The following is a 16,317-nucleotide window of genomic DNA, read 5'->3' as shown; positions in this document are numbered from 1 at the left end:
AGGTGTTTTAAAAAGAATATCAGCCTTCTCAAAAACAAAACCCGACGTTATTTACGTAATGGCAGGAATTAACGACCTGCGTCGAGGCGCCTCAGACGAGACTATTTTACGTAACCACCGTCGCATCGTTCGCCGCTTACGTGAAGAGCATCCCCTAACACAAATAATCGTGCAATCAATACTACCAACACGCTTACCAAATATATCCAACAACCGCATCCGTAATATCAACCAAAAACTTGCAATTATCGCCAAACAAGAAGGTGCCAACTATTTAAACATTCACTATTGGTTCACAGACTTTCAAGGCAACCTTCGTCAAGAACTAACAACCGACGGTCTACACCTTAGTCAAAACGGATACGAAGTTTGGCAAGCAGCCATCCAACAAGTAGAAACAAAAAACGCCCTCTCACAAACAAAACGCGCGAAAAAACTTTAATGGATAATTGTAGGGTGCGTGACGCTATTAACAATCTTGAAACAAAGCTAGTATCTAGTAGCGTCACGCACCTAAAAACTATAAATTGTTTTATGTAAGTCATAGAAGCTAGTGAGGCAGTTGCACAAAATTTTGCCTGAAGAATAAAATTTAATGATAAAGCATCTTTGGTTGTTCAAGATGCCCAAACCCAAAGCTATCAAAAACTTCTCGATAGACTAGAATGCATATAAGATAGCAAATTCTACCTTAAAAAACAGTCATGACTGAAACTAAATTTACTCGTGCTGCACGTCGAGGACGGATTTTCCCAGAAATTCAATGGACTCCGGAGCAGCTAGCACAATGGAGAGCAAAACAAGAAGCCTTTTATCTACGCTGCAAGCCAATTTTTGAGCAAGTACAACCAGAATTGATTAAGACTCATTACAACTGGTATATGGCAGTTGAGCCAGAAAGTGGAGAGTATTTTGTTGAAAAAGATGAAATGACAGCCATAAATATGTCTCGCCAAAAGCACCCTGAAGCTCCTGTCTTCATATTTAAAGTTAATGAAACAGGTGTTGGCGGAACTATATGATCCAAGGAACATTTGGTAGTGAGGGTGAATTGTTCTTTGAAATCACATTAATTGCTGCTCCTAATTTTGAACTAACTATTAATGCCCTTTTAGATACAGGATTTTCGGAATGGATGGCCGTTGATAAGCAAGATATAGACGGATTCAATTGGCAGTATTTAGGTGAAAGGGATATGCGACTAGCCAAGGGCGAATCTAAATTTGATATTTATTTAGGTAAGGTTCGTGTTGATGGGCAAGTCTTTGATATTCCTGTACATGTTGGTCAAGGAGTATCTGAAATTTTACTTGGGCGCCAGTGGTTACAAAGTAAAAGATTATTGGTAGATATGGCAACAGCTACTCTGACGTTAGGAAATTAGAGTAAAAAATAGTAGGTCAGGCAAGATGCCCAACCTACAGTCGGTTTTACTAATTACTTGATTGTGCTGTTTCTCCCGGTCCTGCGGTAACAATTACCAATTTATCCGGTTGAATCAATTCTTGAATAACAGAAACCACCTGTGGCATTGTTACTGCTTCGATGCGCTTCGGAAACTCGCGTATTTCTGCTGGAGATAAACCGTAAATTGCGTTACTCAGTATAATACTTGCAACATCGCTGGGGTTCGCCAAATCTACAGGATAGCTACTAGTAATTGACCTTTTCGCGTTGTTTAATTCCGCTTCGGTAATTCCTTGGTCGCGTAGCTGTTTGAGTAATGCAACTGCACTAGTTATTGCTTTTTGAGCATCACCAGGCGCCGTTTGCATTTGAATTAAGAATGGACCTGGGTTGATACCCGTTGCGAATGCGCTATAAATACCATACGTTAAACCTTGACGGTCGCGTACTTCTGTTCCCAAACGACTTGATAGCGTATCACCACCTAAAACGTGGTTAAGTACCGTTACTGCATAGAAACGTGGGTCTTTACGCGAAATGCCGTTGTAACCAATATAAGTTACAGCCTCGGCTTTACCAGGAATTACTGGATTTAAACGTGTTGTAGTTTGCGGTAAACTTACGGGTGCAACGTTTGCTACTGGAGCTTTACCAGAGGAACGCCAGTTACCAAACTCTTCGTTAAGAAGCGTTTTGACTTGATTAACGTCAAAGTCTCCTACAAACGCAACCGTTGTATTATCTGGTCGGTAATGCTGCTTGTAGAAGCTTGTTAAATCATCGCGCGTGATTGCTTTTAAGCTTTGTTCGGTTGGGAAAACGTGGAACGGATGGTTTTCTGGATAAACAGCTTGTTGGAATACTCTTCGTCCTAACGAACGCGGGTCATCTAACTGCGCTTTCAAACTTAGTAACGCGCGCTTACGACTTAGTTCCAATTGGTCAGCCGGGAATGTTGCATTTTGCACAACATCAGCCAGTGTTTTCACCAAAACAGGAATATTTGTAGAAAGTCCCTGTCCACCTATCGACACACCTTCACGAGCAGCACTAAATCCTAAACTGGCGCCTTTATCTTCAAGAGTTCGTGCCAAAGTTAACGCATTTTTTGTCTTAGTTCCGTTCATCAAGTTACTAGCAGCCAAATTAGCAACACCAGCTTTTGCTTGATTATCGAATATTGTCCCAGCGTCAATTTGTCCACTAATATTAATAGTTGGAACGCTGCGGTCAGGTAATAATAATACCTGCATCCCGTTCTTCAGAGTGAACTTTTCGGGAAGCACTTGCTGACTCGAAGCTGTTGCACTCGTTGCAGGTGGTAAATACTTCGCAAGCTCTGCTGGGTCTACTGGTTTACCAGGACTAAAGTTTTCCGAAGTTCTACCAGAACTACCACCGCTAGCTCCAGGTTTACCATCCGGTTGTGTTGGTTCAAAGAAACCTACAGTTTGTTTCGCTGGGTTCAAATAAGTTTTAGCGCATGTTTGAATATCACCAGCAGAAACCTTTGCAACTCCTGCTAAATACTTCTCAGCAAACTTGTAATCTCCAGCTACAATTTGGTTGTAACCAAGTTGTGTTGCTTGACTTGTTATATCCTGATTACCCAAAATAAACGAAGCTTGTAATTGAGTCTTAGCTCGATTTAATTCATCGTTAGTAATTGGTTTTTGCTGTATTTCAACGAGCGACTTTTGTAGTACGGTCGCAATATTATTCAACTCTTGCCCTGGCGCCGCAGTTACATTAATCTCATACCAACCTGGTTCAACAAGTTCTGCTGGACTTGCACTAACCGAAGAAGCTAAACCAGTTTCCACCAAAGCTTGATACAACCGCGAACTTCTTCCTCCGGTTAACACAGCATCCATTACATCAATAGTTGGTACATCAGGGTGCGTCAAATTTGGCAGTGGATACACAACTTGTAATAAAGCTGCACTTCCTCGCTCTTTTAATACTATCGGCGCCTTGCTGCTCGGTTTAGTAGACTGTGCGGGAGAAGAAACAGGAGGAGTAATTTTACTTTGTCCTTCAACTCCACGTTTAGGAATTTTACTAAAAGTCTCTTTTATTGCTTTCAGCGTTGGCTCCGTCGCGAAGTCTCCTGTCACAATCAAAGTAGCATTATCAGGGCTATAGTAAGTTTGGTAATAATTCTTTACCTGCTCAACCGTAAATTGTTGGACATCAGATTTTGTACCACCTACAGGTAAACCATACTGTCTATCAGGAAAAGCCGCACGCATTACTGCTCGGTTAAGTCTATACCCTGGTGAATTTTCGTAACCCTGTAACTCAGAAATTACCACTCGCTTCTCACTTGTCAAGTGGTCAGCATTAATAACCGAACCTTCCATCCGGTCAGCTTCCAAAGTTAACAGCGCTTGCAACTTATCACGCTGTACAGTGCCAAAATAAGCCGTTTGGTCATAACTCGTAAAAGCATTGAACTGACTACCCAAAGCACTAAATAGGCGCCCAAACTGTACCGGACGCGCGGTAGTACCCTTAAACATCAAATGTTCAAGCTGGTGAGAAATTCCATTTTCCCGTGTTTTCTCATTCCGAGAACCAACCTTATACCAAACCTGCGCGCTAACCACAGGCGCCGTATGAACTTCTTTGGTAAGTACAGTTAAACCATTCTCCAAAACTGTTTTACGTACTCCCTGAGTCAGCGAGTTCGCAGGAACAGCAGCCGAACTTTGATTAAATGGTATCAACACCCCACTCAACAAAAAGCTCAGAAATAATCCTATTAATATAGACGGTCGAAACTTCAGAAATGAACGCATACAAATTAAATGTGAACTAAAAACGTCACTAATACATCAAGATATACAAACCATCAGCATATGTTTCCACACTTCCACTCCTCCACTCCTCCACACTCAGCACTCAGCACTATCTCCATGTTAAAAAAGCTCTCTTGCAATTTAAACAACAAGAGAGCCAAAAACGTGGTGTGAGGAGCAAACTTAAGATTTGCTTAACTATACGTTAGCAACTCCGTATGAACTACCTGTGACAAATATTTGAATTTTTTAATAGACAAACCCAAGAATTTTAGTTAAATATATTAGGTATAAGCTTTGCTTGCGTAAAAACAAGTTAAATATTAGCCGACCATCAAACATAAGAGGTCTAAAGAACGTGTTAAAGAACTATATTTTTGGCTTAATTGCGTCAATTTTGATACTTCCAACTGCTGTACTAGCTGGAGAAAATCCGGTAGTCATCAAAACAACTCCAGTAAATAAACCAGCTTGCTCCAAAACAAACCCAGCAAAGGTAGCTACTGGTACACCTCAAAACGTTAGTGTTACTCAACACCGTATAGTACGTAGTGCAGGCGCCAACCGAACAGAAATATATCAAAGCACCACATCAACTACATCATCAACATCAACAGTTAACACAATTCCTTCTGTATGTGTTTTGCCACAAGCAATAATGAATAATGTGTTAATCACCCCATAAATATTTTTTACAACACGTAGAGACGCGATTAATCACGTCTCTACTTAAAAATCATCTGTATTTTGAGAAATATTGTACTTCTTACGATTTGACCAAAACTTAACAATTTGACTCAACCGCTTAACTCCACTTAGCGTTACCAAAGTCAAAAAAGCTGCCAATAAAGCCATTTTCCACAAACCGCAACCTATCGCAGCTCCGAGACCTGCTGCTGTCCATATCGATGCAGCTGTAGTTAATCCTCGTACTCTTGGAGCTTTTGATTCTCTACCTGATTCATGCAATATTAAACCGGCGCCAATAAATCCTACACCAGTTGACACACCTTGAATCGTCCTACTCAGCGCATTCGTTGCATTAATATCACTTGTACCACCTTGTAAAGGAATCATTACAAACAACGCAGAACCCATGCTCACCAGCATAAAAGTTCTCATTCCTGCCGCTCTGCCGCCTTTTTGACGATTTAAACCAATTATACATCCTACCAAGAGCGCTAAAACTAACCTCGTTCCAATGCCTACCCAATCATCAGGAGCAAGAAACATTTCACCCATTATTTAATATTCCTTAATTTTAATCTAAAATTAACTATCTGTTAATAAAAGTATAATTTTTTCAACTTGAACGCATACCCAGTAAGTATGAGAATTTACGACTCACTTGACAGGCACCATCAATATACTACAATTGTAATACAAGAGAAATTTAGCCGTGCTGATTGAAAGTGCGAAATGAGTATACGAAAATATGAGCGTTTTTAAGGTCGAAGTCGTAAAAATTAGCGAAATTATCCATCATCCTAATGCTGATAGATTAGATATTGCTAAACTTGACGGAATGGCATATCAAGTTATCACAGCAAAAGGAAATTTAAAAGTTGGAGATTTAGCATATTATTTTCCTATCGATAGCGTTATTCCCGATAAATATCTGGATGAATTTGGCATTCGTAACTACTACTCAAAGAAATTACGTGCGGCAAAGCTACGGGGAATATTTTCTGAAGGGTTGCTAATACCTATCAGTGATAGTAAAGTTAATGTTGGTGACGACTACACCGAATATTTTGGCGTTACTAAATACGAATATCCTATACCGCGCGGAATGAGCGGAGAAATGGAAAATCATATTGGACAATATAAATTTCCAAGTCCCGAAAATATCAAGCGCTACAAAGACATATTTATTGAAGGTGAAGAAGTTGTAGTTACTGAAAAGGTACACGGTACTAACTTTACTGTTTTAGTCGATGAGTATGGAACAGCTAAAATTGGCAGCCATAACTACTTTTGGAAAAATAACGAGGTCAACAAAAATCTAGTATACATCCGTGCGTATCATGAAAACACTGCTTTACAAAAACTGCCCCCAAATACTCAAGTGTTTGGTGAAATCTATGGTGTGCAAGACATTAAATATGGGTTAAGTAACGGTAAAATTGGGATTGTTCTATTTGCCGTCCGTCATAACAATCAATTCCTTGATTATAATGACTTCGTAGAATTTTGCGAAGAATTTAACTTACCGCGCGTGCCCGTTCTTTACAAAGGTGCCTACAGTTGGGAAGCAGTAGCGCAATTTAATAATAAAGATAGCGCTCTCAGTCCAACAAGTATAATGGAAGGAGTAATAATTCAACCGATTCAGGAAAGAACACATCCAGAAATTGGAAGAGTAGTTATAAAATTAATTAGTGACAGGTATCTACTTCGTAAAGACGGTACTGAACTACATTAATTAGCAATATTCCAATGCAAACAGTTCTTTTCTTATGTACAGGGAACTACTACCGTAGTCGTTTTGCTGAACACTTATTTAACTATCTTGCCCGTAAACGCGGTCTTGACTGGAAAGCTGACTCGCGCGGTTTAGCTTTAGAACGTGGTGCCAACAATGTTGGCGCCATTTCTCACTATGCAAAAACTGCGTTAGAACAACGAGGAATTATACTACTTGACTCAGAGCGCCTTCCGCAAAGTGCCTTATTAGAGGATTTTAAATCATTTACCAAAGTAATCGCCATTGATGAATCAGAACATCGCCCCTTAATGACAGAACGCTTTGCCGAATGGGTAGATAATATTGAGTATTGGTTAGTTCACGACATAGATCAAACTGGTGCAGACGAAGCTTTAGGACAAATAGAAGCTAACGTTATTAATTTTATTGACAAATTGGAATTGTAGGGTGCGTGACGCTACTAAAATTTTAAAACGAAGCGCAGTGCTGGTAGCGTCACGCACCGCACTAAAATTTGAGGTTTTAGATTCGGAATATCTTAATTTATCTTTACATTCATTAAAAAAATCAATAAATACTTAGCATCTATCTAAAGACAGATACGAATAAATTAACTCTATATCAAGGTAGAGGTGACAATAGCTGTATTAAATAGTTAATATAAATATTGCTTTAAGTTGCCATTTAAACGTATTCTTTCACGTTGCTGTATTATATAGTCCATCTAAATTTAAATTTCTATATTTAGCTTACTCATCACTAATGACGACCTCACAAATTACTGACACAGATAGCCTCGACCTAAAACAGTTATTAAGAACTCTTGCAGAAGTTAAAAAAGGCAACTTTAGTTCACGAATGCCTCTTGACCATACTGGAATTGCTGGAAAAATAGCAGACACTCTCAATGACATTATTGAGATGAACGAACGCATGGCAATGGAGTTAGAGCGTGTCGGGACTGTTGTTGGCAAAGAAGGTAAGATTTCTGAACGCGCGTCTATTGGTCATGCTAGAGGCGCCTGGAAAAGTTCGATTGATTCTGTGAATGCTTTAATTAGCGACTTAGTACAACCAACAGCAGAAACAACACGTGTAATTAGAGCAGTTGCAAACGGTGATTTATCGCAGACCGTCCCTACAGAAATTGATGGTAAACCACTACAGGGAGAATTTCTGCAAACAGCCACCATTGTCAATACGATGGTAACACAACTTAATTCTTTTTCTTCAGAGGTAACACGGGTCGCGCGCGAAGTTGGAACGGAAGGTAAATTAGGCGTACAAGCAGAAGTTCCAGGTGTAGCAGGAACATGGAAAAATTTAACTGATAACGTAAATTTAATGTCCGGGAACCTCACCGCACAGCTACGCAACATTGCCGACGTGACAACTGCCGTCGCGAATGGTGATTTATCAAAGAAAATTACTGTTGATGTTAAAGGCGAAATTTTAGAGTTAAAAAACACCATCAATACGATGGTTGACCAGCTTAACTCCTTTGCTAGTGAGGTAACGCGCGTTGCCCGTGATGTTGGAACCGAAGGTAAATTGGGTGTACAGGCAGATGTTAAAGGTGTTGCTGGGACGTGGAAAGATTTAACAGATAGCGTAAATTCGATGGCAGGTAGCTTGACATCTCAAGTCCGAAATATAGCTGAGGTGACAACTGCCGTAGCGAATGGTGATTTATCGAAGAAAATTACTGTAGATGTTAAAGGTGAAATTTTAGAGTTGAAAAATACCATTAATACGATGGTTGATCAGCTTAACTCATTTGCAAGTGAAGTAACTCGTGTCGCGCGCGAGGTAGGCAGCGAAGGTAAATTAGGAGTACAGGCAGAAGTTAGAGGTGTAGCAGGTACTTGGAAAGATTTAACTGAGTCAGTTAATTTTATGGCTAGCAGTTTAACCGCGCAAGTCCGAAACATTGCTGAGGTGACAACTGCGGTTGCAACTGGTGACTTATCGAAGAAAATTACTGTAGATGTTAAAGGCGAAATTTTAGAGTTAAAAAACACCATTAATACAATGGTTGACCAACTCAATTCCTTTGTGTCAGAAGTAACCCGTGTTGCGCGCGAGGTGGGCAGCGAAGGTAAATTAGGAGTACAAGCCGAAGTCAAAGGTGTTGCGGGTACGTGGAAAGACCTTACCGACAGTGTAAACTCAATGGCGGCTAGTTTAACGGCGCAAGTACGCAACATCGCTGAGGTGACAACAGCTATTGCCAAAGGTGACCTTTCTAAAAAAATTACTGTTGATGTTAAAGGTGAAATTCTCCAACTGAAAAATACCATCAATATCATGGTTGACCAGTTAAACTCGTTTGCTAGTGAGGTAACGAGAGTTGCGCGCGAAGTAGGCGCCGAAGGAAAACTTGGCGGTCAAGCACAGGTTCCTGGTGTTGCAGGTACGTGGAAAGACTTAACCGACAGTGTAAACTTCATGGCAGGTAGTTTAACTGCCCAAGTACGAAACATTGCTGAAGTAACAACAGCAGTTGCAACTGGTGATTTATCAAAGAAAATTACTGTTGATGTTAAAGGTGAAATTTTACAGTTAAAAAACACCATTAATACGATGGTTGACCAGCTTAACTCCTTTGCTAGTGAAGTAACTCGTGTCGCGCGGGAAGTTGGAACAGAAGGTAAACTCGGTGTGCAAGCTTACGTGCGTGGAGTTGGAGGTACTTGGAAAGATTTGACGGATAACGTCAACTTAATGGCTGGCAATTTAACAGGACAAGTACGTAATATTGCTGAGGTCGCAACAGCTATTGCTGGTGGTGATTTGTCGAGGAAAATTACCGTCGATGTTAAAGGCGAGATGTTGCACTTGAAAAATACCATTAACACAATGGTTGACCAGCTTAATTCATTTGCATCAGAAGTAACTCGTGTCGCGCGTGAAGTGGGAACTGAGGGTAAATTAGGAGGTCAAGCTCAAGTAATCGGTGTAGCTGGAATTTGGAAAGATTTGACGGATAACGTTAACTCGATGGCAGGTAACTTGACGGCACAAGTACGAGGTATTGCGAAAATTGTAACGGCAGTAGCGAATGGGAATTTAAAACGTAAACTTATATTAGATGCCCAAGGCGAAATCGAAACCCTAGCGGAAACAATTAACGAAATGATTGATACGTTAGCTACCTTTGCCGACCAAGTTACAACTGTTGCGCGCGAAGTGGGAATCGAAGGAAAACTAGGTGGACAAGCGAAAGTTCCAGGTGCATCAGGTATTTGGCGTGATTTAACAGATAATGTCAATGAACTAGCAGCAAATTTAACAACTCAAGTCCGTGCAATTGCAGAAGTAGCAACGGCTGTTACTAAAGGTGATTTAACACAATCGATTGCCGTTGAAGCACAAGGAGAAGTTGCTGCACTCAAAGATAATATCAACCAGATGATTGCTAATTTACGAGGCACAACTCGTAAAAACACTGAGCAAGACTGGCTCAAAACTAACTTGGCTAAATTTACCCGCATGTTACAGGGACAGCGGGATTTAGAAACTGTTTCTAAGTTGATACTATCTGAACTGGCGCCGCTAGTTACCGCCCAACAAGGATTGTTTTACCTAATGGAAGCAGGGGACAATCAGCCTGAGTTTTTGAAGTTAATCAGCAGCTATGCTTATCAACGACGCAAAAATCTGTCTAACCGCTTCTTGTTAGGTGAAGGTCTAGTAGGTCAATGCGCTTTAGAAAAAGAGAGAATATTATTAACTCAAGTACCCGACGACTATATAAAAATTAGTTCAGGTTTAGGCGAAGCAACACCCTTAGATGTCGTCGTTTTACCTGTACTATTTGAAGGACAAGTAACAGCAGTTATTGAACTAGCATCTTTCCACCGCTTTAACGAAATCCATCTAACTTTCTTAGATCAACTTACCGAAAGCATCGCTATCGTACTCAACACAATTTCTGCGAGTATGCGAACAGAAGAACTACTCAAGCAGTCTCAGTCCTTAGCTGAAGAATTGCAAACTCAACAAAAAGAACTAACTGAAACTAACAAACGTCTAGAACAACAAGCAAAATCACTCAAAGCATCCGAAGATTTACTTAAACGTCAGCAAGAGCAATTACAGCAAACAAACGAAGAATTAGAAGAAAAAGCCGAATTGTTGGCAGTGCAAAACCGAGAAGTAGAGCGTAAAAATAACGAAATAGAACAAGCGCGTCAAGCGTTAGAAGAAAAAGCCGAACAGTTGGCCATGACTTCTAAATACAAATCGCAGTTCCTCGCGAACATGTCTCATGAACTAAGAACTCCACTAAATAGTTTACTAATTTTATCAGGACTACTGTCTGAGAACAGCGAAGCTAATCTAACAGAAAAACAAGTAGAGTACAGTCGCACTATACATTCTGCGGGAAATGATTTGTTAGCATTGATTAACGACATTCTTGATTTAGCTAAGATTGAATCGGGTACAATGTCAGTAGAAATTAATGAAACATTATTTCATGATTTACAGCAGCATATTGAAATTACTTTCCGTCAATTAGCAACTGACCGTAAACTAGACTTCCGTATCCAATTCAATCCGCTTTTGCCTCGTGCTATTTTTACTGACGCAAAACGACTACAGCAAATACTAAAAAATCTCTTATCTAACGCTTTCAAATTTACTGAGCAAGGTTGTGTCAGTTTAAATGTATCACTAGCCAATTCTGGCTGGAGTTCAAATAAAGAAATTTTAAACCGCAGTGAGCGCGTGATTGCATTTGCCGTCACCGACACAGGTATTGGAATTGCACCTGATAAACAACAAATAATCTTTGAAGCATTCCAACAAGTAGACGGCACTACTAGCCGTAAATACGATGGTACAGGTCTAGGATTATCAATTAGTCGGGAAATCGCTCATTTACTAGGAGGTGAAATCCGCTTGGTTAGCGAGTTAAGTAAAGGTAGTACTTTCACCCTTTATTTACCCTTATATTATTCCAACCAACCTTTTTTAGATAACAGTAACAGTCAAACTAATGTTACAAATACAATCACTGTTGCGGCAACTCCAGTAACTACCAATAATTCGCCAGTACTTAGTGCTATTAACAACACCATCGAGTCAATAGTAATTGATGAAATACATGAAATACAATTGTTGAGCGAGCAAGTAATTAAAGATGACCGGGAAAATATTCAACCTGGAGAACGTTTGTTACTAATAATCGAAGATGACCTCAACTTTGCCAGGATTTTGCTTGATATTTCACGACAGCAAGGTTTTAAAGTTATAGTAGCAGCGCGCGGAGATGTTGGTTTAGTAATGGCACGTTCGTACAAACCAACAGCAGTTATGCTTGATATTCGTTTACCTGTTATGGATGGTTGGACAGTTCTTGAGCGTCTCAAACATGACGCTAGCACTCGTCATATTCCTGTGCATATTATGAGTGTAGACGAAGGGCGCCAACGAGGTTTACAACAAGGAGCGATAGCTTACCTACAAAAACCTATTGATAGTGATTCTTTATTAAATGCTTTGAGTCGAATTCGAGAATTTGTTGAACGTCAAGTCAAGAACTTGTTAATCGTTGAGGACAATGATACTCAGCGTCAAAGTCTTGTAGAACTTATTAGCAATAGTGATGTCGCAACCACAGCCGTTAGTACAGGTAGAGACGCATTGGAAGCTTTGCTAAATAGTCACTTTGACTGTTTAGTTTTAGACCTAGGACTACCTGATATGAATGGCTTCGAGTTAATAGAGCAAATTAAACAGCAAGCTCACCTCAACTATTTACCGATTATTATTTATACCGGAAAAGAATTAACTCCCCAACAAGAAAGTGAATTACGTCGTATTAGCGACTCCATCATTATTAAAGATGTGCGTTCACCTGAACGTTTGTTAGATGAGACGGCTTTATTTTTACATCGAGTTCAAGAAAACTTATCGGCGCCTCAACGTCAAATACTTGAACAGTTACAGCAAAAAGACCAAGCGCTGACGGATAAAAAAATCTTAATAATAGACGACGATGTGCGAAATATCTTTGCTCTCACCAGCTTATTAGAGCGTTACAAAATGCAAACTGTCTATGCAGAAAACGGTACAGACGGTATTTCCATCCTCCAAACAACTCATGATATCAACCTTGTTCTTATAGATATAATGATGCCAGGGATGGACGGTTATGAAACAATGCAATTTATACGTACTATGAGCCAGTTTAAAACTTTACCAATAATTGCTTTAACCGCAAAAGCAATGAAAGGCGACCGAGAAAAATGTATCAACGCCGGCGCCTCTGACTACATTACTAAACCTGTTGATACACAACAATTATTATCATTATTAAGAGTTTGGCTCTATAAGTAGCACTCAGCACTCAGCACTCAGCACTCATAACTTTTTTATGTTCCCATTACGTCCGAATGAGCTAGAAGACATTGAAATTGAATTATTGTTAGAGGGTCTATATCGTTATTATGGTTTTGACTTTCGCAATTATGCAACTGCTTCTCTAAAACGTCGTATTTGGAATGTAATTCGAGCAGAGAATTTAACTACAGTTTCTAGTCTTCAAGATAGAATTTTACACGATAAAAATTGTTTGGAGCGTTTTTTATTGAACTTGACAGTAAACGTTACTGCTATGTTCCGCGACCCTAGCTTTTATATTGCTTTCAGAAAAAAGGCTATTCCCTTATTACGTACCTATCCATTTATTCGCATTTGGCACGCTGGTTGTTCTACTGGGGAAGAGGTGTATTCAATGGCAATAATGTTACTCGAAGAAGGACTGTATCACCGTTGCCGCATCTATGCTACTGATATGAATGACGTTGTTGTACATAAGGCTAAAGTTGGTATTTATCCTTTGCGATTAATGAAAGAATATACCCAACTCTACCAACAAGCAGGAGGTCAACGAGCTTTTTCTGAATATTATACCGCAGCATATGATGGCGCCATATTTTTACCCGCATTAAAAGAAAATATTGTGTTTTCGGCACATAACTTAGTTACGGATTCTTCTTTTAATGAATTTAATGTAATTTTGTGCCGCAATGTATTAATTTATTTTAACCAAAATCTACAAGACCATGTTCATAAACTCTTATATAGCAGTCTAAGAAGATTTGGTATTTTAGGATTAGGAAGGCATGAATCAATTTTAGGTACAATTCACCAATCAGATTATGAAGCGTTAGATGCTCAGGAAAGAATTTTTCGGAGGATAACGTCATGAAATATGAACTAGTAGTAATTGGTACATCCCTAGGAGGATTAGAAGCACTCTCAATGATTTTATCAGGCTTACCAAAAAGTTTATCTATCCCTATAGCTATCGTTCAACATCGTCACATAGCTTCTGACGATCAATTAGTTCGTGCTTTACAACAGTATACCTTGTTGCCGATTATAGAAGTAGAAGATAAACTAACAATTATTGCCGGAAATATTTATCTTGCTCCTGCTAATTATCATTTGCTCGTTGAATTTAGTCATTTTGCCTTATCTACCGAGGCGCCTGTTTGTTACGCTCGACCTTCAATTGATGTATTGTTTGAAACAGCCGCTGACGCTTATCTCGAACGAGTAATTGGTATAATTTTAACTGGTGCAAATCATGATGGCGCCAAAGGACTAGCTAAAATAGAAGCTTATGGAGGTTTGATAATTGTTCAAGAACCAAGCACTGCAATCTGTCCCACTATGCCTAACTCAGCAATTACCGAAGTAAAATCACCAAAAATTATACCCTTAAACAATATTGCTCCTTTTTTAGTTCAGCTTTGTAATCAGTAACTTTTTTAATATTCAGCTAATCTCCAGTTTGAAAATTTATATCAAATTTTAGTTAATAATGGGGTGTTATATTTGAAACACTTGTTGAAAAATCGTTAAGGATTTATCACCATGATAACTACATCATCAAAAGTCAACATTTCACTAGTAGATGATAATCCAGAAAGCGGTTCTTCCGTACATAGCGTGCTAAATTTTAATTAAAATCGATAATTTTCCTTTATAATCAAGGCTTACAGGTACTTATAGTTGAAATTTCAGTAATTTGATTTTTATAAAAGTAATAATGGCTGCAAGATAAGTATAGCAATGGTTACAAGCTAATTTACCAACATATTTAGCACGCGCTTTGTACTGAAGATCCGAATTTACTATATCACCCCCTTATACTACCACTTTTGTATTATAGTGTATTATATATGTAATCAGATCATCAGGGCTTTTATTGTGAGTTAAAGATGAAATATACGATGAAATAATTGCTCATATCCTGTAAACACAGCTTAAAAAAGGCTATCCTTGAAAAAATTTGTATAAAATATGGTCTACCTCAAGTAAAGCGTATAAATCGCTAAATAGTTATATAAATTTGAATTTCCCGTTTAACTCCATCAGTGTTATAAAACTGAAGTATGGATTTTGATTATTTTAGAAACAACGATGGCTCTGCCGAAAATAGAAATCGTCACAACCTGCTTGCTAGTGGCTGGCGCCCGTTTCGTCGCGATTTTGATGTAAAGTATTTTTGGGATGTGCTTTGGAAAGACACACAGGAGTTAAGCCAAAGAAGTATTAACCTTGCAAGTTTTTACGCTGATGCTTTGGGACGACGTGATTATAGTTGGTGGGCAAATATATTAAACGTTGCCTCCGACTTCACCCGCGCGGAGTTTGAGAAGTATTGGAATTTCATCACTCCGGAACCGTTGACACCAGACCATCGTTACAAAGACGTTTTAAGCTCCGAAACACCGATAGTACAGTTCGTCAGTCGTAACAGCATTCCCATTGATTATGTACTAAACCGTCTACAAGAGATTACGGTATTGCGAAGCTTGGAAATACTTGGTCGTCCGGATATGATTACACAGTATTACTCCGAGCGCGACTTTTATTTTCCGCCCGACAAATTTATTAGTTGGGAACGTCTTGATGTTCTCAACACAGTTTATGCTTATTGGTCAAAGTATGACGTTTGGTTACAAATAGACCCTTACGACCGAGGACGGCGCCATTATTCATTGATGGCGAGAAACTTGGCGCCTCTAATTAATAAAGCAACATATGATTTAGCAGTAATGCTGAGTGGATATCAAAGTCGTGTCGGCAAGGTTCAAAGTCAATATCCAATACGCACCTTCCCTTCAGATATTCAAACATTTACCGATGCCGTTCAGCAAACAGTTCTAAATCAAAATCAGCTAGCGGTCTTAGTACATGGTGAACCAGGAACAGGAAAAACAGCGTGGACACAAGCAGTTGCAAAAGAAATTCTAGTACCGCTTGGTTACGTAATTTTCATCTTAGATCATGATGCAATTACCAATTTTGTACCACCTACCTACTTAGAGCGCATCTGTATCATTATCAACGAAGCAGATAACTTAGCGCAAAACCGTGCGTCAGAAGTTGCTCAATACAACAACAAAACCGAACACATCCTGAGTTTACTCGACGGAACCTTATATCAAAGCGTCATCGACGAAGGTGGAATACAAATACAGCAAAAATTAGTAATATTAATGACTTGCAACACAACAGAGCGTCTGGACCCAGCGATGCTGCGTAAAGGTCGTGTAGACTTGATGTGTGAATTCACGCAAAAATACGTATAACAAATTCGCGCATAACAAAAACGTGATAACGTGCGTCGTAAAAACGTTATGTAGGGTGCGTAACGCC

At 39.3% G+C, this 16,317-nt stretch carries 12 protein-coding genes; 10 read left to right on the top strand and 2 right to left on the bottom strand.

What is annotated here, in order from left to right; genetic code table 11:
- The 3 genes from AC2JBO_RS04640 to AC2JBO_RS04630 all read left to right on the top strand — a co-directional run.
- On the top strand, window positions 1-442 hold a 442-nt coding region (locus tag AC2JBO_RS04640), incomplete at its 5' end, for a GDSL-type esterase/lipase family protein (protein ID WP_496952457.1).
- Between the two features lie 262 nt (window positions 443-704).
- Entirely contained in the window at window positions 705-1,022 is a 318-nt protein-coding gene (locus tag AC2JBO_RS04635) for a hypothetical protein (protein ID WP_496952456.1), read from the top strand.
- Window positions 1,019-1,384 carry an aspartyl protease gene (locus AC2JBO_RS04630; protein ID WP_496952455.1) on the top strand — a complete coding sequence of 122 codons (366 nt, stop codon included), beginning with the start codon at window positions 1,019-1,021 and terminating at the stop codon, window positions 1,382-1,384. The genes AC2JBO_RS04635 and AC2JBO_RS04630 overlap by 4 nt, the downstream gene beginning before the upstream one ends.
- A gap of 49 nt (window positions 1,385-1,433) precedes the next feature.
- Here AC2JBO_RS04630 and AC2JBO_RS04625 read toward each other — a convergent pair whose 3' ends face one another.
- Entirely contained in the window at window positions 1,434-4,208 is a 2,775-nt protein-coding gene (locus AC2JBO_RS04625) for a M16 family metallopeptidase (protein ID WP_496952454.1), read from the bottom strand.
- A 358-nt stretch (window positions 4,209-4,566) separates the two neighbouring features.
- Between AC2JBO_RS04625 and AC2JBO_RS04620 the strand changes: the two genes are divergently transcribed.
- Window positions 4,567-4,893 carry a hypothetical protein gene (locus AC2JBO_RS04620; RefSeq protein WP_496952453.1) on the top strand — a complete coding sequence of 109 codons (327 nt, stop codon included), beginning with the start codon at window positions 4,567-4,569 and terminating at the stop codon, window positions 4,891-4,893.
- A 44-nt stretch (window positions 4,894-4,937) separates the two neighbouring features.
- Here AC2JBO_RS04620 and AC2JBO_RS04615 read toward each other — a convergent pair whose 3' ends face one another.
- The gene (locus AC2JBO_RS04615; protein ID WP_496952452.1) at window positions 4,938-5,450 is read right to left on the bottom strand and encodes an MgtC/SapB family protein; all 513 of its coding nucleotides are present in this window, start codon (window positions 5,448-5,450) and stop codon (window positions 4,938-4,940) included.
- A 193-nt stretch (window positions 5,451-5,643) separates the two neighbouring features.
- Between AC2JBO_RS04615 and AC2JBO_RS04610 the strand changes: the two genes are divergently transcribed.
- The 6 genes from AC2JBO_RS04610 (at window position 5,644) to AC2JBO_RS04585 (ending at window position 16,250) form a co-directional block, all read left to right on the top strand.
- Window positions 5,644-6,633: an RNA ligase (ATP) gene (locus AC2JBO_RS04610; protein WP_496952451.1), complete on the top strand. Its 990-nt coding sequence runs from the start codon at window positions 5,644-5,646 to the stop codon at window positions 6,631-6,633.
- A 14-nt stretch (window positions 6,634-6,647) separates the two neighbouring features.
- Window positions 6,648-7,082: an arsenate-mycothiol transferase ArsC gene (locus AC2JBO_RS04605; protein WP_496952450.1), complete on the top strand. Its 435-nt coding sequence runs from the start codon at window positions 6,648-6,650 to the stop codon at window positions 7,080-7,082.
- 316 nt (window positions 7,083-7,398) lie between these two features.
- Window positions 7,399-12,981: a HAMP domain-containing protein gene (locus tag AC2JBO_RS04600; RefSeq protein WP_496952449.1), complete on the top strand. Its 5,583-nt coding sequence runs from the start codon at window positions 7,399-7,401 to the stop codon at window positions 12,979-12,981.
- Window positions 12,982-13,018: 37 nt separating this feature from the next.
- On the top strand, window positions 13,019-13,855 hold the full coding sequence (locus AC2JBO_RS04595; protein WP_496952448.1) for a CheR family methyltransferase: 837 nt from the start codon (window positions 13,019-13,021) through the stop codon (window positions 13,853-13,855).
- On the top strand, window positions 13,852-14,415 hold the full coding sequence (locus AC2JBO_RS04590) for a chemotaxis protein CheB (RefSeq protein ID WP_496952447.1): 564 nt from the start codon (window positions 13,852-13,854) through the stop codon (window positions 14,413-14,415). The genes AC2JBO_RS04595 and AC2JBO_RS04590 overlap by 4 nt, the downstream gene beginning before the upstream one ends.
- Window positions 14,416-15,047: 632 nt before the next feature.
- Window positions 15,048-16,250, top strand: coding sequence for an AAA family ATPase (locus AC2JBO_RS04585; RefSeq protein ID WP_496952446.1), 1,203 nt, complete (start codon window positions 15,048-15,050; stop codon window positions 16,248-16,250).
- Window positions 16,251-16,317 lie beyond the last annotated feature (67 nt).

This window comes from Calothrix sp. CBUCES-K 9914 (assembly GCF_059640475.1).
Note: the sequence above shows the minus strand (reverse complement) of the source record. Positions and strands in the feature narration are given on the sequence as shown.

Bases quoted from the DNA above. Each gene is read 5' to 3' on its own strand.
- AC2JBO_RS04635 (WP_496952456.1), top strand. From the start codon at position 705: ATGACTGAAACTAAATTTACTCGTGCTGCACGTCGAGGACGGATTTTC.
- AC2JBO_RS04630 (WP_496952455.1), top strand. From the start codon at position 1,019: ATGATCCAAGGAACATTTGGTAGTGAGGGTGAATTGTTCTTTGAAATC.
- AC2JBO_RS04625 (WP_496952454.1), bottom strand. From the start codon at position 4,208: ATGCGTTCATTTCTGAAGTTTCGACCGTCTATATTAATAGGATTATTT.
- AC2JBO_RS04615 (WP_496952452.1), bottom strand. From the start codon at position 5,450: ATGGGTGAAATGTTTCTTGCTCCTGATGATTGGGTAGGCATTGGAACG.
- AC2JBO_RS04610 (WP_496952451.1), top strand. From the start codon at position 5,644: ATGAGCGTTTTTAAGGTCGAAGTCGTAAAAATTAGCGAAATTATCCAT.
- AC2JBO_RS04605 (WP_496952450.1), top strand. From the start codon at position 6,648: ATGCAAACAGTTCTTTTCTTATGTACAGGGAACTACTACCGTAGTCGT.
- AC2JBO_RS04600 (WP_496952449.1), top strand. From the start codon at position 7,399: ATGACGACCTCACAAATTACTGACACAGATAGCCTCGACCTAAAACAG.
- AC2JBO_RS04595 (WP_496952448.1), top strand. From the start codon at position 13,019: ATGTTCCCATTACGTCCGAATGAGCTAGAAGACATTGAAATTGAATTA.
- AC2JBO_RS04590 (WP_496952447.1), top strand. From the start codon at position 13,852: ATGAAATATGAACTAGTAGTAATTGGTACATCCCTAGGAGGATTAGAA.
- AC2JBO_RS04585 (WP_496952446.1), top strand. From the start codon at position 15,048: ATGGATTTTGATTATTTTAGAAACAACGATGGCTCTGCCGAAAATAGA.